Below are 25,189 nucleotides of genomic sequence, written 5' to 3'. Positions count from 1 at the left end.
AACCGTTACCACTCACTCACATCAAGTTTTTGAACATTACTAAGTGCCTGTTCAACCGCTTGTTGTGCTTTTTCATCGGTTGCCGACTCCGCATAACAACGAAGCTCAGGCGCATTACCTGAAGGGCGAAGATGAATAATATCACCCGAATTCAACGTAATACGAAGGCCATCTGTAGTATCAACATTCGTGACAATAGCTTCTTTAAATCCCAAAGCATCAATCAAACGTCCTTCTTGCCCAATCGCTTTGGCGATGATAGCTTTACTCTTGTCTGTCTCAAAGTTTTGAATACGGTTACTGCTCGTAAAACGAGGAGCAAGTGCACAAACCAGTGAGGTAATACTACAATCTTTGGCTGCGGAAAGTAACATAAGTGCAGGTAAAACCGCGTCGCGAGTTGGTAGAGCCTTTAAACATTGATTATTTATCGTTGCATCACTTCCTAATAAAAAACCACCATTAGCTTCGAAACCAGCAATCACTGCATAGTCTTCTTCAAGCTCTGAAAAAGCTTCAATCACATAAGGTGACCCAATTTTAGTTCGAGCAACTTTTTTAAATGACTCAGAAGAATCAATTACTGTATTGCAACTTACTGGTAATGCTAACGCTTCGATATTCATGGCTTCAGCACAGAGCAACCCTAAGATATCCCCACGTAACCATTCTCCTTTTTCATCGGCGACTAATGGCCTGTCACCATCACCATCCGTTGAAAAAATAAAATCTAGATTGTACTTTTTAGACCAACAACGAGCTTTCTCTTTATCAACTTCTGCTACAGCTTCGGTGTCAATTGGGACAAATTCATCTGTACGCTCAAGAGAAACAACTTCGGCCCCTATTGCTTCAAATAGCATTGGGTATATATCGCGCCCTGCACTAGAGTGCTCATAAATGCCAATGCGTTTCCCCGTCAGGAAATTAGAATCAAAAAGCACTGTATAACGCTCTACATATTGCTTTTGAGCTCTAAGTGATACCTGTAACTCTTTCAATACCGGTGATTCAAATTCAACTTTCGCGCTCAGAATGTCTTGCTCATTGGCTTTTGTTATTTCGCCATCAGGTCGGTAAAACTTAATACCATTGCGATCAAATGGTATGTGGCTTCCGGTAATCATAATACAAGGGATATTGTCTTGCATTGCAGAGTATGCAAGCGCGGGAGTTGGTAGAACCCCATAATATACAGCTTCATATCCCATGGAGCTAATTGCTGAAATAGTTGCCTGCGCCATTTCCGGGCTACTTGGGCGATTATCAATAGCAACGGCAACTTTGTGAAAATCATGACTACCTTTAATGCTGCAAATAAACGCATGAGTAAAAGCTGCGCACACTTCTGGCGTAAATTGTTCAACTAATCCCCGAGCCCCACTTGTTCCAAACTGAATGCCAGAATCCGAGAGCACTTGTGATGTATTTAACATAATAAGACCTTAAATTAGTTAGTAACCTTCACCTTGGGGAGGTGTTCGTACGATATCATCTTCACCTAAGTAGCTACCTGATCTTACTTCAATAATTTCCAAAGGTAACTTTCCTGGGTTTTCAAAACAATGCTCTTCCCCAACAGGAATATAAATTGACTCGTTTTCGGTAATAACGTATTGATCACTGCCTCTATATACTTTGGCTGTTCCTGACACAACAACCCAATGTTCTGAACGATGATAATGTAATTGCATTGCCGTTTTCTCACCCGGCTTTACAATGACTTTTTTCACATGATAACGGTTGCCTCCAGCAATATACTCATGCTTTCCCCAAGGACGATATACTTCACGATGATGTAAAAACTCGTTTCGCTCTTCGGCCTTTAAGTTTGAAACAATGTTTTTAACATTTTGAACTTCATCTCGATGCGCGACTAATAAAGCATCTTTAGTGTCAACAATGACCAGGTCTTGTACACCAACAGTCGCAACCAATCGATGTGGAGAGTTAATGTAACAACGATGGGTGTTATCAGTTAATACATCCCCTTTAACTACGTTGTCATTACAATCTTTATCGCTCACTTCCCAGAGTGATGACCAAGCTCCAACATCACTCCAACCAACATCCATTGGACAAACGACAGCATCGCTCGTTTTTTCCATTACTGCATAATCAATAGATTCATCTGGACATTTAGCAAATTCTTCTTCGTCCAACCGAATGAAATCAAGGTCGCAATTAGCGCCTAAATAGGCTTGTTTCACAGTCGCTAAAATATCTGGACGAAATTTTCCAAGCTCTTCTAAATAACGTGAGGCAGTGAACATGAACATCCCACTGTTCCAGTAATATCCACCATCTTTTAAGTATTGCTCTGCTAAAGCATGGTTAGGCTTCTCAACAAAAGTATCAACCGAATAAAGTCCACTTTCATCGATTTCTTGACCACCTCGAATATAACCATAACCAGTTTCGGGCTTGGTAGGAATTATACCAAAAGTCACTAGTTTTCCACTCTCAGCAAAGGGTTTTGCAGTTGTCAGCGTTTCTCTAAAGGCTTGCTCGTTCTTGATCAAATGATCAGCCGCCAATACCAATAAAATCGGGTTCTGTTCATTTTCAATTGCTCTCAAAGCCGCCAAAGCCACCGCGGGTGCAGTATTACGCCCAAAGGGTTCTAGAATAATCCCAGAATGCTTGACGTCATTGGAGCGCAATTGTTCAGCGACTAAAAAACGATGTGCTTCATTGCAAATCAAGGACAAAGGGCCATGTTCAAGCCCGTCTAAACGAAGGATAGTGTCTTGCAACATTGAAGTTTCATTTGTCAGGGGCAAAAACTGCTTCGGATAATGAGTTCGAGACATCGGCCACAGTCGTGAACCTGACCCTCCGGCTAAAATAACGGGTAAAATATTGCTCATATAAAAAGGTTCTCTATCCAAGAGTTAATACTGTACTTATTACGAAGCTCGTACTCAATAGGGGAGTATGGAACATCGACAAACTCATTGATTGTTTCTGTTGAAGTTTTATCATCTACATACAATATATTGTTGGGATGATAAAAGTCATAAGATAAGACTTGACTATTAGTAGTGATTAATTTCTTGCCTGCACCTAGCATCTCAATAGTTCTCATCGTCAAACCTATTTGATCTGGATGGCTAATATCTATTATCGTGTTCGTTTTTTCTATTAAACTGACCACATCAGCTCTACTCATAGATGAAAAAGACACATCGGATAATTTCAAGCCTTGCAACTCTCCTTTTAAATACTTCTTAAATAGAAAGACCATATAACTCGGACAATAGAAAAACAAAAATTTAGCATCACTACCTTTTGTAATATTAGAAACGGACCTAAACCTTTCAGAGTGAGCTGTACCAACAAAAGAAAAGTCATACATAGTCGGCTTTAGATCTAATCCATCATATTCTTTTACATAGAACAAAGGAAGAAAACCAATATTGTTTTCTTTCGCATCACTCGGGTCAAAAGTAAAAAATGAACAAGATACATCTATATATTTTTTTGAATAAGGTTTATTTCTAAAAGAATCCCACATATAAGTAATTATTTTAATTTGTGGGTTAACTTTTATAGCTTTTTCTAAAATATCGACTGACACTGTCTCAGGGTTAACTAACAGAATATAGTCGATTTCTTTTGCCTTATTTACAAGATTTTCAGAATAAAAGTCATCAATATAGGAGTTAATTAAACGATGAAAGCCTAAACGAACCAGAGCTCGGCCTAGAGTGTTTGTGAAGACACGTTCGTCAAGCAAAGATACCTTTGCACCTGCTTTTTCTAATGTATTTTTTATATCATTATCGTAACCAAAAAACGCAGGACAAAAAACTGCTATTTTTTTACCCTTGAGATTTAAATCTAACATCAAACTCTTTCCCATGACTCAGTTTCGAAGTTATATTTCTTAATAAGTTTTGCTGGGTTGCCAACATGTATAGTGTTACTTTCTAAATTCTTAGATACTACAGAGTTTGCTCCAACTATAACATTTTCGCCGATAGTTACTCCAGGTAGTACTACCACTCCCTCCCCTAACCAAACATTGCTTTCAATGATTACAGGAGATGACGATAAAGCCCGTTTTGAAGCCAACTCTGATGGATGGGATTGCGAATATCCAGAATAAGAGCCGTGATTAAGATCAGAGATAAATACACGACTAGCAATCAAAACATTATCTTTTATAGTTACATTTTCACTTGCAACAATGTGTACATTATCATTTATTTGACAATTGTGACCGATTTTTAGAACTTTTTCATCGTCTTTAGAATAAGCTTCTATACGGCAGTACCGGCCAGTAGATAAGTTCTCAGAAAAAGATATGTATTTCCTCCCTCTAACTTCGAAAGGAAATCTTATAATTTTCTGTTTGTTATACAAGATCTTTGTTATCAGCCAACAAACTGACAAATAGATGGTATTAATAATTCCATTTTTCAAAATCATTTCTTAATCTTCACCAGATAAAAACGTCGAACAAACTTCAAAACAGAAAAAAAAGAAGCCGCGAGGTAAGTAATTAATGAAACATCAAGGTTTGAGTATGCATACTTTAAATTACTCAATTCCCCTTTCTCCATTTCTTTTATATTAGCAGACAATCCAGACTCACCGAATCCAGACTTTTCCCCACCATCATAAATAACTAACTTTTTATTTATATGAATCATTTTACCATATTTTGATAAGTTGTAATAAAATTGGCCTTCTTCTGCATATTTCTGATTCTCATTGAAGCAATCAAAATTCAAGGCTATAGATTTTTTAGTCATTACGGTAGAGGTCTGAAAATAATTTTTAAACAACAAATCTCTAAGTGTTATCTCATTAACATCTTTAGCTTTCTTTAATGAAACATGTTGTATTCTCTTGTCAAAATGATTGCCTCCAACCAATACAACATCATCTCGAACTATATAATCGATTTGGTTCTCCAATTTATTGCTAACCCATTCATCATCACTATCTAGAAAGGCCAATATCTCATTTCTTGCATGTAAAATACCAAAATTTCGAGCTGAAGATGCTCCACCGTTTCGTTTCTTTTCAACTCTAATGTTTTTACTACTATTATCAATAGCAAACTTACTAATCACGTCGAATGAATTATCTTTCGAACCATCATCCACGATAATAATCTCATCAATGTCAATAGTTTGATTTAGCACCGATTGCACAGCTCTAATTATTACAGATTCGGCATTGTACATTGGGATAATTACAGATATTTTTTTATTCACAGATACCTTTCCAAATTTTCAATATATTTGACTCTACATATTTTAGAGCTGTAAATCTCGCATTATTGCTTATTTCTTGACACATTTCCGGATTTTCAAACAATTCTGTGTAACAGCTGGCGAGCCCAGAAATATCGTTTGCCTGAACCAAATAACCATTTATTCCATGTTGTATGAGCTCTCGAGGTCCAGTAGGGCAATCATAACTAATGACTACACATCCACATGCCATAGCTTCTAATATTACCATCGAAAAGCTTTCTCTAAGTGAGGTAACAAAGAAAAACTTTGTATTATTTAGCTCTACGTAAATATTTTCAGTTGTGCCTACTTGAATAACTTCTGGGACCATGCCTTTAGATATCAGTAAATCACTTAGTGTTTTACTCTCTGGACCATCTCCATATAACTTAAAGGATTGATTTTCTTTTAATGGATTTATAACTGATAATAAATGATAATAATGATCATATTGTTTAATAGGAACAAGCCGACCAGCAGCTGCGCAGTCAATATGGCGGTCGCTATGCTTTAAAGCGTTGTCTGGGTAATATCCTAAAACATTGGGAATAGTATAAACGTTTGAAAAGTGTTTTTTATATAAATTAGAATCTGTATCAGTCAAAGCAATAATTTTGTCTACACCGCAATAAAAGACACGACGTAATAATCTTGTTGACATACGATGTGCAAAATAATCAGCGTGTTGACATGCATATAACTTGAAATCACTTTTCAACAGACCTCGAATAAAACTAAGCTTAATGCTAAACCTGTCATACAATGATAACACTAAGGTGTCAGAGTCTAAAGATTTAGAAAAATAAAACAATTTTCTATTTTCATCTTGACCAGTTAATACTTTAATATCAGAACAATCACTTTCCCCATTAATTGAGACTATTTCAACATTAGAAAGCAACCTATCTTTTTTAAACATCTCAAGCATGTTAAATGCCACTCGCTCAATACCACCGATATCATTAATATTAAGAACAAGTATTTTTATTTTCATGTCATTCTACCATTTAAATTTAGAGATTAAGTTAGACATAGAATTTAAAATCAGACAAACTCTAAAAATGGGCATCAAAATAGTATATTTTGATAATTAGCATATAGCTCTGGATAAAAATTAAGAGCTGAGTTTAACTGTCTCAAACACAGAAGAAAGAGTACCAATATTAAAGCAACACGATGTAATTTATTTTTTGCGGTTGCTACTATTAAGGATACAATTACTATCTCTGATATTCTAAAATAAACACTAGCCCTCATGAATGCCGCATTAATTGGACCGATGATTGCGTCAAACATTACAGAAAAGAAATACAAATTATAGAAAAGATTGCACAACTCTTTTTTAACCTTACTTAAAACTTGCTGGTAGTATAAATCAAAAAAAATAAGAATAATAATTTTCTTAAGCATGGACATTATACTAAAGTTGTCAAAGATCACGCTTTGATATATCGTTAGTTTATCAACCACATATCCGACACCAATAATAGAAAATAATTTTATTGCGACACCGATTAGAACAGGCGCTATATATGTACCAAGTATTACACAACCACTTAAAATAAGATATCTTACTTTGGCAGACATATAACCAATGGTAAAAAAATAAGCCACGATATAGATAATAGCTGAGACGTGGAAAAGACAGGCAAACAGAATGCAGGAAATAAATCCTATTTTATTGCGATCAAGAATAAATATGTTGCTAAAAAACACTATTCCTATTGCAATTATTTGCCTATTCCCTCCCATGAATGAAAGCATATAGTTTGCAATAAAAAACATTATTGCGACAATCGCATAATCTACTCTTGAAAACAAAAAGTATGATATAAGAAAAATAGAAAAAGAAGTAATAAAAAACAAAAAGTAAGAATAATCTAAGTGATTAGAATAGAAAGTTTTTTCTAAAAACACATAGCCAATTTCAAACTGTTCACTATGAACAATATTGTAGTGATTTAAATAGACACCCCAATCAGAACCAACATCCCATCTAAATCCAACAAACACTGATAGCATAAGTCCAATCAATAATAACAATATCAACTGAAGCTTCTTTTCATTATTATACGCTATGTCTAAATTAGCAAAGAAATAGGCTATAGAAAGTATAAGGAAATAGGTCATAATAATTGGCTAATATTTTTGACATAGTAGTCACTGGACAGTTCAGATTTAACAAACTGTAAGTTGGATACTATTTTATTTATTTCTATTTGATTATTAGAGACTTGTTCAATAATAATTGCCATTTCATTTAGATCTTTACAAAGGAAACCTAACTTGCCATATTTTTTAAAGTAGCTTTCTAGCATATTAGTTTTGATAGCTATTATTGGTTTCTCGAGAGCAATGCAATCTGAAAAGACACCACTAGGTGTTAATTCATAGCTACTGTTGTTTTGGTTAAAAAATAGAGCACAGTCGATTGATGCTACATTCTTCATGAACTCATCAAATGGTATTAAGCTCTCTTTTAAGGCCCCTTTACATTTGTGTTGGACTTTATCATCACAATCATACGAAAAAGTGCCATCGGATACACCAACAGTGACTAAACTGTTCGATTCGTAGAAATCATTTGACAAAAAAGTAGAGAGAACATAAATTCCCTCACTATATTTGTTAGTCGACTGCACCCCAAATGTACCAAAAACCAACCCGTTATTTTGATTCTTTGATAGCTCATATTTACTTTGAATAGGATGCTCTATATGAACAAAGTTACCATCTTTATATAGCTTTTTTAAATTATCATAAATATAAGCATTAATAGCTATAAAGCTTACTTTAGATTTTAAGCCAAACGCTAAATCTAAAAATCTAGCACCCAACTTTTGACCATAGCCGTTGGCTTTCTTCAAATAACCAAGTTCACCATGCATAAATACATTAACTTTCATTCCAAAAAACTTGGATATAACTGCTAGAATTAAGTATTGTAATGGTGTCGCTGAAAGAAATGTATAGGTACTTCGCTTCCCGTAAGTTAGTAAAACCTGAGCAAGAAGTATATTGGATTTTATCCAGAGATAATACTTTGAGTTTTCGACATTTAGTAACTTTACATTATTCTTATCTTTAATTTTTTCAATAGATGATGAGTTTGCATCTAGATGAAATATAACATCACCCAATAAATCAAAATATTTTACGATCTCAGAATTAAAGACATGATGTTCATTATTACGTCTGATGAAATCTACTATAACATTCACTATTTTAACCTCAACAAAGATGTTATTGGTTTAAAGCCGCTAATATTTAACTCACGAAACACTAAGAGAGGCCACTTCCAGTTATTGTACAACAGTTGCAATATTAATTGAGATAAAATCACCCCCCATAATCCATAAAAGTATGCGGAGATTATGGAACATAGTGAGATCATTACGCCAGTTATAAATAGAGGCCACATGAATATAATTTCATTCTTAGTTGTTAGGAATGCCGTACACAATGAATGATTCATCTCTAAAAAGGCAGCAACTAAGAAAAACAATAACATCATACTTGGCAGGAGTTGGGTATCTTGTGATATTAAACTCAATAGATATGGACCAAGGGCCAATAAAGAACATGAAAAGCTAAAAAATAAAACCCATGAAAGACCAAGTGAGCGACAAAAAACTCGTTTAATACCTTCAATATTACCTTTAACTTGTTCTGAATTCATATATGGCAACTGTAACCCAAAATACATAGATGATACTATGACAGCAATAGAAGTAATTTGTAAGGTGAAGCCATACATGGCAGCAGCTTTAAGTCCAATAACAGATGATACAATTAACACGCTTCCTCTAACCGTTAGGAAGTTCCCCAATTGTACGACCCCCATGAGCTTGGCATTTTTCCATATAGTCATGGTGTAATCTTTTGTTCGTTTTAGCTGAAACGCCTTTATCGTCTCAGAAGCATTACTATCAAAGACACTTAATCTAACTAAAACTCGATCGACTACGACGCTACATAACATCCCAATAGAAAGCGACAACAGGCCATAACCTAAATACAATAGTGGGATAGCACAAATTATATTTGTTAGTTTAGAGAATACGACCACTTTATTAAGTTGCGTTTGATCACCTCGGCCTTTTAATAAGGCATTGTAATGGCCAAAATAAAATAGAATGACGGTTGCAGAACCATATATTAACCAAGAAAAATAAAGTAACTCTCGTTCACCTGAATAGTCTAATGTAGATAAATAATATGTACCACCAACCGAAACAATTAAAAATGCCATCAATGAAACTAATAAGTATATCCGCCTAGATGCGAATATAACATTTGACAGTAAACTTATATTGACTTCATTTTTTTCATTACACTCAGGAATACACTTATCTGATATATCATCAGCACCAGCAAAAACGTAAGATATATATCTCGATATAGTTGGTAAAAAGCCAAATTCAAGTAACTGAATCAACCCAATAAATGTTATAAATACATACCAAACACCTACATCTTCTTGACTTAGAAAATATAATACGAATGGTAATAATAATAAACTAGATGCCATATTCAGTACTTGTGACAAATACCCCCATATGACATCTTTTTTCTCAACCCTATGTTTCATTTTCTACAATTTATTTTTAAAGTCTTCAATAAGAAGCTTCAAATCATCCAGTACATATCTAGGTTTATAATCAATAAGCGACTCTAAAGTCGATATATCTGTTTCAGGGAAAACTTCACACGTACTCCCGAATGTATTTAACCAGTTAATTTTTGTTCCGGTGTTGTTCACCAACACATCGGAAATCTCACTAGCCGTAACATTTTTTCCATAAGCAATATTTACAACGCGAGGGATACTATTTAGTTTGATTAACGCCAAGGTACTTGAAACTACATCCATTACCGAAACGTAATCTTTGGCGTAAGACTTGGCTATATACATATCAACTTGGCCATTATTTATTGCGTTTCTAATTATAGAGGGTAAGAATAAATTACTATGCAGAGCCAAGCCATATACGTTGCTGGGTCTAATGACTAAACAGTTACGGTTACTTTTTAAACAAAGCTCTTCAGCAGTCATTTTAGTCAGATTAAATAATCTCCGACTATCGTCTTCACAAATAGTTAGGTCACTAGTTTCATTTGAACCACTTTGGTTCATATATACTCTTGTTGACGATACATAGACTAGTTGACTAAACTTTGCTTTTTCTAATAGAGAGCTTAGTAATACCACGTTAGCAGTAAGAACATTATATGGATCTTTATTGCAATCACCGTAACCTGCACTATATATTACAGTACCCAAGTCATGCTCATAAATACTGGTATCATCTCTCTCAGGAACATAAACATCATGTCCCAGGTTTTCCAGTTCAGTTACAAATTCAGAGCCAATAAATCCTCGCCCACCAAAAACTGTGAATTTTCCCATTACTTCCACCCTTGTCTAATTTTATATTCAATTTCACTGAGTAACGGCTGAACGCGGTCTTTATCTGAAAGAAGTGGAGTAACAATAGGCCATTCAATATTGATAGCAGGATCACTCCATAACAAGCCACTCTCGTCACTAGGGTCGTAATAATCAGTGCATTTGTACTGAAAGTCAGCAGATTCACTTAAAACACAAAAGCCATGAGCAAAACCAGGAGGTACATAAAATTGAAGTTTATTTTCACCAGTTAAAATTACCGATTCATATTGACCGAATGTTTCTGAGTCTGGGCGCAAATCAACAGCAACGTCAAAGACCTCTCCATGAGTAACATTCACCAACTTTCCTTGCTGTTTTAATTTTTGAAAATGTAACCCCCTCAGGACGCCACGAGAGGACTTAGAACGATTATCTTGTACAAAACGTTCTTTGATACCCGCGTTAAAGTAACGCTCTTCCTGAAATGTTTCTAAAAAGAAGCCTCGCTCATCACCAAAAACTTTAGGCTCGATAATTATACAATCTTGAAGTTTAGTCTTTATAATTTTCATTATCGATTTACCTTTAGTGACTCTCTAAGAGTTTGATCATTAATCAAAGAAACCAGATACTTACCATAGCTGTTTTTCAACATTGGTTGAGCAAGGCGAATAATATCTTCATCCGATAACCATCCATTTGCCCAAGCAATCTCTTCTAAACAAGCCACTTTTAGACCTTGAACATTTTCCAGCGTCTCGACAAAAGAAGATGCCTCGTGAAGGCTTTCATGAGTCCCTGAATCCAACCACGCGAATCCGCGGCCAAGCAATTCAACATTCAGAGAACCATCATTTAAATACATTTGGTTTATTGATGTTATTTCAAGTTCACCACGCTCTGATGGTTTGACTTGTTTGGCAAATTCAACAACTCGATTATCATAAAAATATAACCCCGTGACTGCCCAATTCGATTTTGGTTGTATGGGTTTCTCTTCAATGCTGAGAGCCTTATAATTGTCATCAAATTCCACAACACCAAAACGCTGTGGATCTTTCACATGATAACCAAATACAGTCGCGCCTTTTTCTCGTCTAACTGCGCTTCTCAATGTACGACTAAATGACTGCCCATAAAATATATTATCACCAAGAACTAAGCAGACATTATCATCACCGATAAATTCTTCACCGATAATAAACGCTTGTGCTAAGCCATCTGGGCTTGGTTGAATCGCGTACTCAAGATTAATACCGAAATCAGAACCATCACCGAGCAAGCGCTGAAAACCCGCATTATCTTCTGGCGTCGTGATAATCAAGATATCTTTAATGCCAGCAAGCATTAATGTCGAGATTGGATAAAATACCATCGGCTTATCGTAAATTGGCAAAAGTTGCTTGGATACGCCGCGAGTCAATGGATATAAACGCGTGCCAGAGCCACCGGCTAATACAATCCCTTTCATTATTGATTTTCCTTTGATTCTGTTATGTCTACACCCAAACGCTCACGTTGATAGCTACCATCTTGCACGTTTTGACACCATACCGAGTTATCTAAATACCACTGAACCGTTTTACGAAGACCGGTTTCAAACGTTTCCTCAGGAGTCCAACCCAGTTCACGCTGCATTTTCGATGAGTCAATCGCGTAACGGCGGTCATGACCAGGACGGTCTTGAACGTACGTAATTTGCTCTGCATACTTCGAGCCTTTCGGTACTAGCGTATCTAAGATGTCACAAATCGTATTCACGACTTCGAGGTTTTCCTTCTCGTTGTGGCCACCGATGTTGTAGGTCTCGCCTACTTTACCTTCCGTCACCACTTTGTAGAGTGCGCGGGCGTGATCTTCAACAAACAGCCAATCACGGATTTGGTCGCCTTTACCGTAAATAGGTAAATCTTTGCCTTCTAGTGCATTGAGGATAACCAGCGGTATAAGCTTCTCTGGGAAATGGTATGGGCCGTAGTTATTTGAGCAGTTGGTCACCATGGTCGGTAGGCCGTAAGTGCGCAACCATGCTCGCACTAAGTGGTCGCTCGAAGCTTTTGACGCAGAATATGGGCTTGATGGTTCATACGAGGTTGTTTCTAAAAACATCGGCAAGTCCGTGCCTTCTGGGACCTCATCAGGGTGCGGGAGGTCACCGTACACTTCATCGGTTGAGATATGGTGAAAACGAAACTCTGCTTTTACACTTTCTTCCAGTGTATTCCAGTACTCTCGAGTTGCTTCTAACAAGGTGTACGTGCCGACAATATTGGTTTCGATGAATGCGGCTGGGCCAGTGATTGAACGGTCAACATGCGATTCAGCCGCTAAGTGCATGACTGCATCTGGTTGGTGCTCAGAAAAAATACGATCAAGCTCTGCTCGGTTGCAGATATCCACTTGTTCAAATGCATAGCGTTCACTTGAGTCAACCTCAACCAACGATTCTAAGTTACCTGCATAAGTAAGCTTATCAACGTTGACCACGCTGTCAGGTGTATTATGAATAATATGACGAATTACCGCTGAACCAATAAAACCAGCACCGCCTGTGACTAATATCTTCACAAAAACTCCTAAAATCTAAAAATTTATTTATTTGCATAAAGTGGGTTAGAGTGTTTCAACTAGGTACGCTACCGCCCTTTGGTTACCAAGCGAAACCACACTACGCATTCAATGTTCAAAATGTAAATACGCGTATTATCTATGTAACGTCGAATATAATCAAAAAAAAATCAAGTTATAGACATGGATAAGATAGGACTATGTACACTAAACCCAAAACCTCGCTATACTCCTGACCTATAGTTTTTCGCCCAATAACGAATAAGAGTTCAAGATATGCAAGAGTTAGTTCCATTTTTTCAAGAGAATATGATTTTAGCCATCGTATGGATCGGCTTGGTTGTTGCCATCATTGCGAGCGTTATCAAAACATCAAACGCGGCCTACAAAGAGGTTACTGCAGCGCAAACTACACAGCTAATTAACCGTGAAAACGGCGTTGTGGTTGATATTCGTACAAAGGATGAATTCAAAAAGGGACATATTACTGACGCACTTCACATTTTGCCGTCAGATATTAAAGCAAATAGCTTTGGTAACCTTGAAAGTCATAAAGCTGACCCAATCATCGTAGTATGCAAGACAGGTCAAACTGCTCAAGAAAGCGCTAACTTACTGGTTAAAGCTGGTTTTGAGAATGTTAGCGTACTAAAAAGTGGTTTAGCGGCGTGGAGCGAAGCTAACTTGCCTTTAGTTAAAGGTAAGAAGTAGTTAAAGGTAAGAAATAAGCTGACCTGACTCAACAAATATGACTTTCAGGTTTTGCTTAAGTATGGCGCTCTTTGTGAGTGACAAACTGACAGGCAAAACCTAATTATAAATTTTTAAGGACAAGATAATGGCTGAAGCAGCACAACAAGACGCACAACAGAACTTCGCAATCCAACGTATTTTCCTAAAAGACGTTTCTTTCGAAGCGCCAAACTCTCCAGACATGTTTCAAAAAGAGTGGAACCCAGATGTAAAACTGGACCTAGACACTCAAAGCCGTGAACTTGGCGAAGGCGTGTACGAAGTCATCCTACGCCTAACGGTTACTGTTAAGAACGCAGAAGACACAGCATTCCTTTGTGAAGTTCAGCAAGGCGGTATCTTCTCTGCAAGCGAAATGGAAGCTGGCCAGCTTGCACATTGCCTAGGTGCTTTCTGCCCGAACATCTTGTTCCCATACGCTCGTGAAACGATTTCTAGCCTAGTGGTTAAAGGGACATTCCCACAACTGAACCTAGCACCAGTCAACTTCGATGCTTTGTTCATGAACTACCTACAAAACCAAGCTCAACAAGCTGAAGGCGAACAAGCTTAAGTCTCCAATCAGAACTTAACGCTTATATCGCCAGTTTTATTTGAAGCTTGGTTTTTTTATTGGGAGCTTAGTTTTTATTAGAAGCTTGGCTTTTATTAGATAATGAGCTTTTAAATGCACATCGCAGCTTCTGCGATGTGCATTTTTTGTATATTCTCTTGGTGGAGAGCGCTTTCTTTTCGGGGAGAGCACTTTCATTAGATAAAGAGCACTCACAGAACTTTTCGATTTCCCTCATTATTTTTAGGTGGAAGCATGACAGAAACAACTCGCCCGACTAATACGACCAATGCTTATGGCAAAGAGATTGCTATGGCAGTGATTGGCGCAGGTTCTTACGGGACATCTTTAGCGATATCTCTAGCTCGTAACGGTGCCAATGTTGTTCTCTGGGGACATGATCCTGTGCATATGGCGCGCCTCGAATTAGAGCGAGCTAACAATGCGTTTCTACCCAATATCGATTTTCCGGAAAGTTTAATTATTGAGTCGGATTTAGAAAAAGCAGTCACTGCAAGCCGTGATCTTCTTATTGTCGTTCCTAGCCATGTGTTTGGTATCGTCCTCAACAATCTGAAGCCGTACTTAACGACGAATTCTCGCATCTGCTGGGCCACCAAAGGTTTGGAGCCAGAGACAGGGCGCCTACTGAAAGATGTCGCACACGATATACTGGGTGATGGCTACTCACTGGCTGTTCTGTCTGGCCCTACTTTTGCTAAAGAACTGGCGATGGGTATGCCCACAGCCATTTCAGTGGCTTCGCCAGATGAGACGTTCCTAGAAGAGCTGCAAGAGAAGATCCACTGCGGCAAAACATTCCGCGTATACGCAAACTCAGATTTCATCGGCATGCAACTTGGCGGCGCGGTTAAAAATGTCATCGCTATCGGCGCAGGCATGTCAGACGGTATTGGCTTTGGTGCCAATGCGCGTACAGCTTTGATAACCCGTGGTTTAGCTGAAATGAGCCGACTAGGCGCCGCACTTGGTGCGCAACCAGAAACCTTTATGGGCATGGCTGGATTAGGCGACTTAGTGCTGACATGTACCGATAACCAATCTCGTAACCGTCGTTTTGGTTTAGCTTTAGGTTCAGGTAAAGACGTCGACACGGCGCAAGAAGAAATCGGCCAAGTGGTCGAAGGTTATCGCAACACCAAAGAAGTTTGGTTACTATCAGAGCGTATGGGCGTTGAGATGCCGATTGTTGAACAAATTTATCAAGTGTTGTATCAAGGGAAAGATGCTCACTTAGCGGCGCAAGACCTACTTGCTCGAGACAAAAAGTCAGAGCGATAACATCGCGTATTAAGTCGTGGAATAAAATAGATAAGATGGATGGAAAAATGAAACACTGTGAACAGCAAAAAGTTTGGCAATGCATCGTGAAGGAAGCTCGCGAGCAATCAGAACAAGAGCCTATGCTAGCGAGTTTTTACCACGCCACTATTATCAATCACGACAGTTTGAGTGCTTCGCTTAGTTATATCCTTGCCAATAAACTCAAAACCGCTTCGATGCCAGCAATGGCTGTGCGCGAAGTGGTTGAACAAGCCTTCGCGGAAGATGCAAACATCATTGACGCTGCCGCTTGTGATATTTGCGCGACGGTCACCCGCGACCCCGCCGTTGAAATGTATTCAATGCCTCTGCTTTATTTAAAAGGGTATCATGCTCTACAAGGCTATCGAGTGGCGAATTGGTTATGGAAACAAGGACGCATCGCGCTTGCTACTTACTTACAAAATCAAATTTCAGTCGCCTGCCAAGTGGACATTCACCCAGCGGCTCGTATTGGTAAAGCAATTATGCTCGACCACGCTACAGGTATTGTGATTGGTGAAACGGCTGTAGTCGCAAATGATGTGTCGATTCTTCAAGACGTTACACTGGGTGGTACCGGTAAAGAAGGTGGCGATCGTCACCCTAAGATTCGCGAAGGGGTCATGATTGGGGCCGGCGCGAAGATTTTAGGCAACATTGAAGTAGGCGAAGGGGCTAAGATAGGTTCTTGCTCTGTGGTACTGCAAGCCGTGCCTCCCCATACTACCGTTGCTGGTGTTCCAGCCAAGATTGTCGGCAAACCACAAACGGATAAACCGTCTTTGGATATGGACCAAGGGTTTAACGGTCGCTCACAGCATTTTATCTATGGTGATGGGATTTAAGCGCAGTAATGAGATGCGAGTGTCGGGATGAAAAAGGCTTGCTCTGGTAAGAGATTCGAAAAACGCGTGCGACCTGATAACTAAAAAAAGACACTGAATGACAATAATGAAGAAAAAAATTCTCGCCATTAATACGACTCTTTTGATATCGACCAGCCTTTGTGTTGCTGTTTTATCTTCATCGTCATTTGCCGCATCGCAAGGTGAGCTAAAAGGTGTGTCGAGCGAAATATCTCGTCAACAAAAAGCCCTATCTTCACAGCAAAAAAAACTGGATACGTTGCAAGCCAACCTAAAGAAGCAAGAGCTCGCCATTGCTTCACTTGAAAAAGCGATTTTAGATAGCAAAAATCAACTCAAGACGGCCAATGCTAACATTGCCAACTTGAACACAAAGATCACAGAACTCACCGCACAAAAAAAAGTGCAGACAGACAAGTTAGAACAGCTGATTCAAACTTACTATATGACAAGTCGAGCGAAAGCCTCTTCTCATATCCTCAATACCGGTGTTGAAGAAGACCGCATTAGCCACTACTACCAACATCTTGCTAAAGCTCGCTCTGCAACGATAAATACGATTGAACACACTCAACGGGAGTTAGCAGAAAGCCAGAAGCAACGCCAACTTGAGCAAGAACAAATAACAACGCTTTTAAAACAACAAACGACAAAGCGCGATAAGCTGTCACAGACACAAGTTCAACGTAAGAAAACGGTTGGTAATATTCGAAATAATATCTCCGGTGACAAGAGTTACTTAGCGGAACTCCAGCGCAATGAAACTCGCCTCAAAGCCGAGATTGCCAAAGCAGAAAAAGCCGCTCGCGAGAGACAGAACTCTGTCCCTATGGATGGTTTAGCCAAGCGCAAAGGAAAGCTGCCTTGGCCAATAAAAGGGAATGTCCTACATAACTACGGCTCTCGTCAAACTGGCCAAGTAAACTGGAAAGGCATGGTGATCAACGCTAATTACGGTCAGCAAGTAAAGTCGGTTTACTCAGGAACGGTCGTTTTTGCCGAATATTTAAGGGGTTATGGACTGGTTGTATTGCTCGACCACGGTAAAGGCGATATGACACTCTACGGCTTTAACCAAGCGCTATTGAAAAAAGAAGGTGATAAGGTGAAAGCAGGTGAAGCCATTGCACTTGTCGGTAACACTGGCGGCCAAACCCGTCCATCGCTTTACTTTGAAATCCGTAGAAATAGTAAAGCTCAAAACCCGAAGAGTTGGTTGGTTAGGTAAGAGCAGATACGGAATTCGAGTAAAGCTCTTCGTTACCCGTATCTCGCTTACTCGTCTCTTTCTACTTAGAGTTCAACGCCCTGACACCATCTTCCAATAATGTTAGCTGTTCAAAACCCTGCGCTGTCGCAATCGGTTTAACGGTGGCGATCATCTGCAGCATTCCTTGATGGACCACTTGCTCGGTAACTTGAGCTTTTGGTGACATGACAGACTGATACGCCAACCAACCCGATGCAATCAAGTGGAGAGACGTCACCATCGATTTCATTTCTGCATCTGTTGCTTTGAGCAAGTTCAACTCTACGAAGGCTCTCATGATACCCACAAGATTGGTTTGCAGCTTTTCTTGTACGGCCATGTAATCAAGATGGAGCTTTTCATCACGCGACAATATTTCCGGTAGATTGGCATAGAAGAATCGGTACTTCCACATCAGCGTGAAGATAGAATCTAAGTAGCGCTTTAGTAGCGTCAGGCTTTCTTGTTGCCCTTGGATTGGGGTGAATCTTTCAAGCAACTCTGTCGAATAAAGAGTAAAGATATCACGGACAATTTCTTGTTTGTTGCGAAAGTGGTAGTAAAGGTTACCAGGACTGATCTCGATATACTCAGCAATATGATTGGTCGTAATACTACGCTCGCCGTGCTCATTAAAAAGTTCTAGTGCCGCGTAAACAATCTTGTCACGTGTTTTCATTGGTCATTAGTATCCCTATCCGTTCAATGGTTCAGTATATCGCCACTAAACGGATAGATCGAGCTGTTAACATCTGGTCGAATTAGCAATCGCTAAAATTCAACTGCAATGAATCGGCTGCTGTAATCAATAGCTACTGTAATCAATCACTGCCAAAGAGGTCCCGTGTGTATACCTTGCCTGCAACATCGGAGAGTTCATCAACCATTCTGTTGGAGACAATCACATCCGATACGGCTTTGAACGCTTCGAGGTCAGAATAAACCTTCGAGTTAAAGAAGTGTTCTTCTTCTAACACCGGTTCGAACACGACGACTTCAATACCTTTGGCTTTCAAGCGCTTCATAATACCTTGAATCGAAGAGGCTCGGAAATTGTCCGAACCCGCCTTCATTATCAAACGGTAGATACCAACAATTTTAGGTGAACGCTTGATAATTGAATCCGCTATAAAATCTTTACGGGTACGGTTAGCATCAACAATGGCACCGACAATGTTGTTCGGTACATCTTGGTAATTCGCTAACAACTGTTTGGTATCTTTCGGTAAGCAGTAACCACCGTAACCAAATGAAGGATTATTGTAGTGATTACCAATACGAGGATCTAAGCCCACACCTTCGATAATCTGGCGTGAATCCAAACCATGGGCTTCGGCGTAAGAATCAAGTTCATTGAAATAAGAAACACGCATCGCGAGATAAGTATTAGAGAATAGTTTTACCGCTTCAGCTTCTGTTGAATTGGTAAAGAGTACGTCGATATTCTCTTTCTCTGCCCCTTCCACCAGAAGGTTCGCAAACACTTTTGCTCTCTCTGAACACTCACCCACGATGATACGTGATGGGTGTAGGTTATCGTATAGAGCCTTACCTTCGCGTAAAAACTCGGGGGAAAACATAATGTTTTCACAGTTCAATTCTTGTTTAATACGTTCGGTGTAGCCTACTGGCACCGTTGATTTGATCACCATCACGGCTTCAGGGTTGATATCCATGACGTCTTTAATAACCGACTCCACAGAACTGGTATCGAAATAATTATTTTTCGGATCATAATCAGTTGGTGTGGCAATGATGACAAATTCAGCGTCTTGGTAAGCCGTTTTGTCTGTTGTTGCCCTGAAGTTCAGCGTCTTGTTTGACAAAAAGTGCTCAATCTCATTATCAACAATCGGCGACTGCTTGTTGTTTAGCATTGTCACTTTGTCATCAATGATATCTACCGCGATTACTTCATGATGTTGTGCCAACAACATTGCATTTGATAGACCCACATATCCGGTACCGGCTACTGCAATCTTCATGATAATACCTATGTTTTGAGCTATTAACTCAATAAAAATTATAACTTAGCTTGCCGTATCATACTCCGGTTGGGGAATTATTCCACTAGCCCGCTTTATCCAATTCTTGCTATACTGGTGGGAGTTTTGTATTCAAAAGAGTTAGAAAGTTATGATTATCGTAACGGGTGGTGCTGGCATGATTGGCAGCAATATTGTTAAGGCGCTCAATGAAGCGGGCCACAACGATATTCTAGTCGTCGACAACTTAAAAGATGGCAAGAAGTTTAAGAACCTTGTCGACCTAGATATCACGGATTACATGGATCGTGATGATTTCCTAACTCAAGTCATGGCTGGTGATGATTTCGGTCACATTGAAGCGATTTTCCATGAAGGAGCATGCTCTGCCACTACCGAGTGGGATGGAAAATACATGATGCTCAACAACTATGAATACTCAAAAGAGCTACTTCATTACTGTGTTGAGCGTGAAATCCCTTTCTTATACGCCTCTTCAGCGGCGACTTACGGTGAAACCGATACTTTCATCGAGGAGCGAGAGTACGAAGGTGCATTAAACGTTTACGGCTATTCAAAACAGCAATTTGATAACTATGTTCGTCGCCTAACCGCGGATGCTGCAGCACACAACGAAACGCTTTCGCAAATCGTAGGGTTTCGTTACTTCAATGTTTATGGTCCGCGTGAGCAGCACAAAGGCAGCATGGCTTCAGTCGCATTTCATCTCAACAATCAAATGAACGCCGGTGAAAACCCGAAGTTGTTTGCAGGTAGCGAAACTTTCAAACGTGATTTTGTGTATGTCGGTGATGTCGCGGCGGTCAACTTGTGGTTCTTAGAGAATGGTGTATCTGGCCTCTTTAATCTAGGTACTGGCAATGCTGAGTCGTTTGAAGAAGTCGCCAAGGCAGTCATCAAACACCATGATAAAGGTGAAATCGAAACCATTCCTTTCCCTGACCATTTGAAAGGTGCTTACCAAGAATTCACTCAAGCCGACCTAACGAAGCTTCGCAATACAGGTTGCGATATCGAGTTTAAAGCAGTAGCCGATGGCGTTGCTGAGTACATGAAGATCGTAAACGCTTAACGGTATATTTCAGATTAGGACCAATAATACACCCTACTTTTAGCGTGTATTATTGGGAATGTCTAACGAATATAATCATTCCCAGAGTAACCGATATAAAGTTAACTCTCTGATTTAAATAATGTAGTGAATGAATGACCACACAACGCAATGATTTTGATCCAAAAGCTTACAATCCTGAGTTTGAATGGGGGTTTCTAGCACCTAAATACTGGGGAACTTGGATTGCTGTTTTGTTATCGTCTTTAGTCTGCATCTTACCTAATAGCATTCGTTTAGCATTAGCTAAGTTTATGGCTAAGCAAGCTGTAAAAATTAAGAATAAGGCTAATCGTCGGGCTCGAGTGAATCTTGAGATGTGTTTCCCTGAGCAATCTATCAAAGAGCGCGAAGAAACTCTCTATCAGTCATACGTTACTTCCATCTCATTTTTGATGGGGTTTGCCTCACTGACCTTAAAGAGTAAAGGCTGGCTAGAAAACAACACCTCAATTAATGGTCTTAGTAACCTAACCGATATTACAGACAGTGGCGAGAATGTGATCTTGCTGGTTCCGCACACATGGGCTATCGATATTCCAGCGGTATTGCTGGCATCGCGCAACCTTCCGGTATCAGCCATGGCAAAAGCACAGAAAAATAAGCTTAGTGACTGGTTAATGCACAGGCAACGTGTTCAATATGGTGGACGAGTTTACGATCGTAGCGGCGGTATCAAGCCTTTCATCAAATCAGTACGTGACGGTTATCTTGGCTACTACTTACCAGATGAAGATCTTGGCCGTGAGCACAGTGTCTTCGTTGACTTCTTTGCGACACAAAAAGCAACCATCTCAGGCCTTGGTCGTCTATCTAAACTGAGCAAAGCTAAAATTGTTCCCTTGTTTGCTCAATACGATAGTAATACAGGCCAATACACCTTAGACTTTTACCCTGCTCTACCATTTCCAACAGGAAGTGAAGAACAAGATGCACGTATGATGAATCAATGTATTGAAGATTATGTGAGTAAAAAACCAGAGCAATATATGTGGATCTTAAGGCTGCTTAAGACTCGTCCTGAAAGTAATCTCAATCCGTACAATAGCTAGTACAGAACTAAATGAACATTACCAAAAAAAATACATATACAATCCTATTACTATTACCTTATTTTTTCGCTGTTACTGGTATGATAATATTAGATAATGGTGATAAAAAAATAATCCCATTACTTTTAGTTACTATCGCAATTAGCATTACCGCCATCAGAAAAGACACCATATTAAATAATATACGCAACCCTTTTATATGGCTAATAATAACCTCATGCCTATATGCTATATTTAGTTACTATTATCATGGTTCTAGCTCTAGGGAAATCAGAGCATTAATTGGTACAACACTCTTCTTATTAGTTTTCCCTTATAAGCTTCTAACCAAGCAAATAATCCGTTGGATCATTTTAGTTGGTGGCTTCGCCATATGCTTTAATAGTCTTTATTTTAATGTATATATGGGGGTTGAACGCGATGCTGGATACATTAACCCCATACCATACGCTACAACTTCAGCATTACTCGCTATTGTAGCCCTGTCTTTATTGATGGGTAAATCAACCTTTAAACATCATGCTATAAACCTTTTGGCATTTCTGCTTTACTTACCACCAATTATTTTAAGTGAAGCTCGAGGTGTTTGGTTAGCTATTTTATTAAGTGTTCTAATAATAATTATTATTAGATGCATAAAGACCCCACCCTCTAAAAATAAAGTCTTATTGTCCTTATTTACAACTGTAACTTTATTATCTATTAGCTCAATTATTTTTAAAGATAAAATTAGCCATCGATATGAACATACCATTTATGAGATTAATAATATTAAGTCAGGGAATTACAACACTTCGATTGGTTGGAGGCTTCAGTTATGGGAATTAGCACCAGAACTTTATATACAAAGCCCAATTATAGGTCAAGGTCATGGTGATAATTATCAAAAAATATTAAAGGAAAAACTAGAAACCAAATCTATTTCTCATTATATTTATTATTATGCTTCTAGCCATTACCATAACCAAATAATTGACAAATTAGTAAAATCAGGAATTATAGGATTAATATTACTAGTTGGATTATTAGCTTACCCAATCTTAACCTTTAAATACTTGGTGGATTATGAAAAATTCATTGTCATTGGTTTGACATCACTTTTCTTTATTTCTGGATTAACAGATGTCCCTTTCAATCACCCTCAACCTTTGATGTTATATTTATTATTTCTAGTCCCTATTTGCTCAAGATGTAAGAGAGTTACCAATGACTAAAGTTTTTGTCATAAATTTAGAATCATCTACCGAGAGAAAAGAGAATATTAGTCGTCAATTAGACGAGCTATCCCTTCCTTTTGAGCTGTTTCCTGCAATAGACGGAAGAATGTCGCCACCTCACCCGCTTCTCAGCCGTTATAAGGATGAATTGAGCCAGGCCTTCCGAGCAAAAACACTAAGCGCAGGTCAACTAGGGTGTTATGCGAGCCACTATTCATTATGGGAAAAATGCATAGACATCAACCAACCAATAATCGTAATTGAAGATGACGCTCTTTTATTTAGAGAGGCGTTTCTTAATTTTATTCAAGATATTTCAGATATACCAGAAACTGTAGAGTGTATTCGATTATTTAAAAATAAGCGTCGAAAATATCACTCTTACGAAGTCTTCAAATGCAATTCAACTAGTATTCATAAGTTCACTAAAGGGCACATGAGTGCTACAGCCTATTTTTTAAAACCATCGGGAGCAAAAAAACTTCTTGAACACTCACAAGAATGGTATATGGCCGTAGATATCTATATGGACCGATTCTGGCAAAATGAAGTTGAGTGTTATGGGACTGCAGTTCCTTGTTTAACAAACGACCCTAAATTTGATTCTGATATCGGCTATGAAAAACGCGCCAGCAACAGAAGTTTATTCAAGAAATGTAAGCGTGAGTGGTTCAATTTAAATGAAACTATTCAACGCCACTTACATAATTTGAAATTCAAACTGAGTAGAAATAAATCATGAACTCAACACATAAAGATATATATATATGCTCTACGGTAAGGCACTTATTACTTAGTTTGTATAAAGCACAAGATGAGGTAAATCTCTCAACCATAATTTATTTCTATGATTACCAAGATATAGACCCCAAAGACATAGACACAACTCAACTCCCTAAAAAAATAGAGTTAGTCTTAATGAACAGAGAGTCATTAGTTAATCATATAAAGAAAATTGGATATATTGGTAAATATATTTTATTTTGTTCACTTCGTGGTTGGCCAATACCAGATCCATTAAAAAACATATTGGTGTCATCAATATATGAAAGTAATAACAACGTAGACTTAAAGAAGGGGATAAATAAACTATTCTTATTCAATGATAACAATAAGATGTCTAGGCTATTTCGCCTTCTAGTTAAATCTTACTCAATGATAGAAGATGGAATGGGTAATTACGTTAAGCACCAGATTGATGACAAGCCCAAGCAATTATTTCGTTTGCTATCAAATCAACCGCCTAAGCATTACATATTTGGTGAAAGAAAGCAATGTGACCACATTTATGTGGTACACCCAGAAAAGTTACCAAAATCAGTACAACACAAAGGAAGAAGACTTGTTTTATCAAAAGATAAAGCAAAAATATCAAAAATTCAACAATGCTTTAAATTTGACAGTACTAATAATTTCGACAATAAAACATTGATCATCGCCACACAACCCATATTTAACAAATTAAAAGGTAAGCTTAAAGACAATGGTTTCTTTTATGACATCTATAGTAGGTTAATATTAGAAAGTAAACATAAAGGTTTAACCCCAATTTTAAAGTTACACCCAAAGGAAAGCGCGTCAGATTATTTATCTTTCAAAGAAAAAGGAGTGCGATTTTTATCTAATAAACTACCTTTGGAAATTTATCTACTATCTAGTAAAGATAAGGTTAACATAATATCAATTAACTCTTCAGCCGGAATGGGGATCGAGGAATATTGTGAAATATATAAAATAATCCCGGACAGCAAAGTTCATGACTTAGAAAACATATTAATTGAATTAGAAAAAAAACAAGATAGCCTTCAAGATTTAATATCTCTACAGCTATCTAATATCAAATAACT

At 38.3% G+C, this 25,189-nt stretch carries 25 protein-coding genes; 10 read left to right on the top strand and 15 right to left on the bottom strand.

All coding sequences use genetic code 11. The features are described from left to right. Positions 1-5 precede the first annotated feature (5 nt). The 13 genes from OCU50_RS00880 to rfbB form a co-directional block, all read right to left on the bottom strand. Complete coding sequence (locus tag OCU50_RS00880; RefSeq protein ID WP_060466978.1) at positions 6-1,436, bottom strand: phosphomannomutase; 1,431 nt, start codon at positions 1,434-1,436, stop codon at positions 6-8. 18 nt (positions 1,437-1,454) lie between these two features. Beyond that, positions 1,455-2,870 (bottom strand): mannose-1-phosphate guanylyltransferase/mannose-6-phosphate isomerase, encoded by a 1,416-nt coding sequence (locus OCU50_RS00875; RefSeq protein WP_060466977.1) that lies wholly within the window; start codon positions 2,868-2,870, stop codon positions 1,455-1,457. Beyond that, positions 2,867-3,850, bottom strand: coding sequence for a WaaS/CpsH family glycosyltransferase (locus OCU50_RS00870; RefSeq protein ID WP_060466976.1), 984 nt, complete (start codon positions 3,848-3,850; stop codon positions 2,867-2,869). The genes OCU50_RS00875 and OCU50_RS00870 overlap by 4 nt, the downstream gene beginning before the upstream one ends. Then, on the bottom strand, positions 3,850-4,434 hold the full coding sequence (locus tag OCU50_RS00865; protein ID WP_060466975.1) for a DapH/DapD/GlmU-related protein: 585 nt from the start codon (positions 4,432-4,434) through the stop codon (positions 3,850-3,852). Before OCU50_RS00865 ends, OCU50_RS00870 begins: the two co-directional genes overlap by 1 nt. Further along, positions 4,431-5,228: a glycosyltransferase family 2 protein gene (locus OCU50_RS00860; protein WP_060466974.1), complete on the bottom strand. Its 798-nt coding sequence runs from the start codon at positions 5,226-5,228 to the stop codon at positions 4,431-4,433. Before OCU50_RS00860 ends, OCU50_RS00865 begins: the two co-directional genes overlap by 4 nt. Beyond that, positions 5,221-6,243, bottom strand: a complete 1,023-nt coding sequence (locus tag OCU50_RS00855; protein WP_060466973.1) for a glycosyltransferase — start codon at positions 6,241-6,243, stop codon at positions 5,221-5,223. The genes OCU50_RS00860 and OCU50_RS00855 overlap by 8 nt, the downstream gene beginning before the upstream one ends. Positions 6,244-6,317: 74 nt before the next feature. Further along, positions 6,318-7,379 (bottom strand): EpsG family protein, encoded by a 1,062-nt coding sequence (locus OCU50_RS00850; RefSeq protein ID WP_060466972.1) that lies wholly within the window; start codon positions 7,377-7,379, stop codon positions 6,318-6,320. Next, complete coding sequence (locus OCU50_RS00845) at positions 7,376-8,470, bottom strand: hypothetical protein (protein ID WP_060466971.1); 1,095 nt, start codon at positions 8,468-8,470, stop codon at positions 7,376-7,378. Before OCU50_RS00845 ends, OCU50_RS00850 begins: the two co-directional genes overlap by 4 nt. After that, positions 8,470-9,780: an O-unit flippase-like protein gene (gene wzx, locus OCU50_RS00840; RefSeq protein WP_153011307.1), complete on the bottom strand. Its 1,311-nt coding sequence runs from the start codon at positions 9,778-9,780 to the stop codon at positions 8,470-8,472. Before wzx ends, OCU50_RS00845 begins: the two co-directional genes overlap by 1 nt. Positions 9,781-9,843: 63 nt before the next feature. After that, a complete protein-coding gene (locus OCU50_RS00835) occupies positions 9,844-10,659 on the bottom strand; it encodes an SDR family oxidoreductase (RefSeq protein ID WP_060466969.1) in 816 nt (271 codons plus the stop codon). Then, on the bottom strand, positions 10,659-11,213 hold the full coding sequence (rfbC, locus tag OCU50_RS00830) for a dTDP-4-dehydrorhamnose 3,5-epimerase (protein WP_060466968.1): 555 nt from the start codon (positions 11,211-11,213) through the stop codon (positions 10,659-10,661). The genes OCU50_RS00835 and rfbC overlap by 1 nt, the downstream gene beginning before the upstream one ends. Beyond that, positions 11,213-12,112: a glucose-1-phosphate thymidylyltransferase RfbA gene (rfbA, locus tag OCU50_RS00825; RefSeq protein WP_060466967.1), complete on the bottom strand. Its 900-nt coding sequence runs from the start codon at positions 12,110-12,112 to the stop codon at positions 11,213-11,215. The genes rfbC and rfbA overlap by 1 nt, the downstream gene beginning before the upstream one ends. Next, the gene (gene rfbB, locus OCU50_RS00820) at positions 12,112-13,209 is read right to left on the bottom strand and encodes a dTDP-glucose 4,6-dehydratase (protein WP_060466966.1); all 1,098 of its coding nucleotides are present in this window, start codon (positions 13,207-13,209) and stop codon (positions 12,112-12,114) included. The genes rfbA and rfbB overlap by 1 nt, the downstream gene beginning before the upstream one ends. Before the next feature lie 276 nt (positions 13,210-13,485). On the opposite strand from rfbB, the gene OCU50_RS00815 reads away from it, so the two are divergent. The 5 genes from OCU50_RS00815 (at position 13,486) to OCU50_RS00795 (ending at position 17,935) form a co-directional block, all read left to right on the top strand. Then, positions 13,486-13,920: a rhodanese-like domain-containing protein gene (locus OCU50_RS00815; protein ID WP_060466965.1), complete on the top strand. Its 435-nt coding sequence runs from the start codon at positions 13,486-13,488 to the stop codon at positions 13,918-13,920. Positions 13,921-14,047: 127 nt separating this feature from the next. Next, the gene (gene secB, locus OCU50_RS00810; protein WP_009847959.1) at positions 14,048-14,515 is read left to right on the top strand and encodes a protein-export chaperone SecB; all 468 of its coding nucleotides are present in this window, start codon (positions 14,048-14,050) and stop codon (positions 14,513-14,515) included. Positions 14,516-14,770: 255 nt separating this feature from the next. Further along, on the top strand, positions 14,771-15,817 hold the full coding sequence (gene gpsA, locus OCU50_RS00805) for an NAD(P)H-dependent glycerol-3-phosphate dehydrogenase (RefSeq protein ID WP_060466964.1): 1,047 nt from the start codon (positions 14,771-14,773) through the stop codon (positions 15,815-15,817). Positions 15,818-15,864: 47 nt separating this feature from the next. Continuing rightward, on the top strand, positions 15,865-16,686 hold the full coding sequence (cysE, locus tag OCU50_RS00800; RefSeq protein ID WP_060466963.1) for a serine O-acetyltransferase: 822 nt from the start codon (positions 15,865-15,867) through the stop codon (positions 16,684-16,686). Positions 16,687-16,783: 97 nt separating this feature from the next. Next, positions 16,784-17,935: a murein hydrolase activator EnvC family protein gene (locus OCU50_RS00795; RefSeq protein ID WP_060466962.1), complete on the top strand. Its 1,152-nt coding sequence runs from the start codon at positions 16,784-16,786 to the stop codon at positions 17,933-17,935. A 61-nt stretch (positions 17,936-17,996) separates the two neighbouring features. Here the strand turns inward: OCU50_RS00795 and OCU50_RS00790 are convergent, their stop codons facing one another. Together OCU50_RS00790 and OCU50_RS00785 are read right to left on the bottom strand one after the other, a co-directional pair. Further along, complete coding sequence (locus OCU50_RS00790) at positions 17,997-18,635, bottom strand: TetR/AcrR family transcriptional regulator (RefSeq protein WP_060466961.1); 639 nt, start codon at positions 18,633-18,635, stop codon at positions 17,997-17,999. A gap of 142 nt (positions 18,636-18,777) precedes the next feature. Next, positions 18,778-19,941, bottom strand: coding sequence for a nucleotide sugar dehydrogenase (locus tag OCU50_RS00785; RefSeq protein WP_060466960.1), 1,164 nt, complete (start codon positions 19,939-19,941; stop codon positions 18,778-18,780). Positions 19,942-20,092: 151 nt separating this feature from the next. Here OCU50_RS00785 and rfaD point away from each other — a divergent pair, with 151 nt between their 5' ends. The 5 genes from rfaD (at position 20,093) to OCU50_RS00760 (ending at position 25,187) form a co-directional block, all read left to right on the top strand. Beyond that, a complete protein-coding gene (gene rfaD / locus OCU50_RS00780; RefSeq protein WP_060466959.1) occupies positions 20,093-21,034 on the top strand; it encodes an ADP-glyceromanno-heptose 6-epimerase in 942 nt (313 codons plus the stop codon). 134 nt (positions 21,035-21,168) lie between these two features. Further along, the gene (lpxM, locus tag OCU50_RS00775) at positions 21,169-22,125 is read left to right on the top strand and encodes a lauroyl-Kdo(2)-lipid IV(A) myristoyltransferase (RefSeq protein ID WP_060466958.1); all 957 of its coding nucleotides are present in this window, start codon (positions 21,169-21,171) and stop codon (positions 22,123-22,125) included. An 11-nt stretch (positions 22,126-22,136) separates the two neighbouring features. Continuing rightward, positions 22,137-23,339, top strand: coding sequence for an O-antigen ligase family protein (locus tag OCU50_RS00770; RefSeq protein ID WP_060466957.1), 1,203 nt, complete (start codon positions 22,137-22,139; stop codon positions 23,337-23,339). After that, positions 23,332-24,084: a glycosyltransferase family 25 protein gene (locus tag OCU50_RS00765; RefSeq protein WP_060466956.1), complete on the top strand. Its 753-nt coding sequence runs from the start codon at positions 23,332-23,334 to the stop codon at positions 24,082-24,084. The genes OCU50_RS00770 and OCU50_RS00765 overlap by 8 nt, the downstream gene beginning before the upstream one ends. After that, positions 24,081-25,187 (top strand): polysialyltransferase family glycosyltransferase, encoded by a 1,107-nt coding sequence (locus OCU50_RS00760; protein ID WP_060466955.1) that lies wholly within the window; start codon positions 24,081-24,083, stop codon positions 25,185-25,187. The genes OCU50_RS00765 and OCU50_RS00760 overlap by 4 nt, the downstream gene beginning before the upstream one ends. The last annotated feature ends 2 nt before the right edge of the window (positions 25,188-25,189 follow it).

The sequence above is a fragment of the Vibrio toranzoniae genome (assembly GCF_024347655.1).
GTDB lineage: Bacteria > Pseudomonadota > Gammaproteobacteria > Enterobacterales > Vibrionaceae > Vibrio > Vibrio toranzoniae.
The sequence above is the reverse complement of the archived record's forward strand: the minus strand, read 5'-3'. Positions and strand labels throughout refer to the sequence as shown.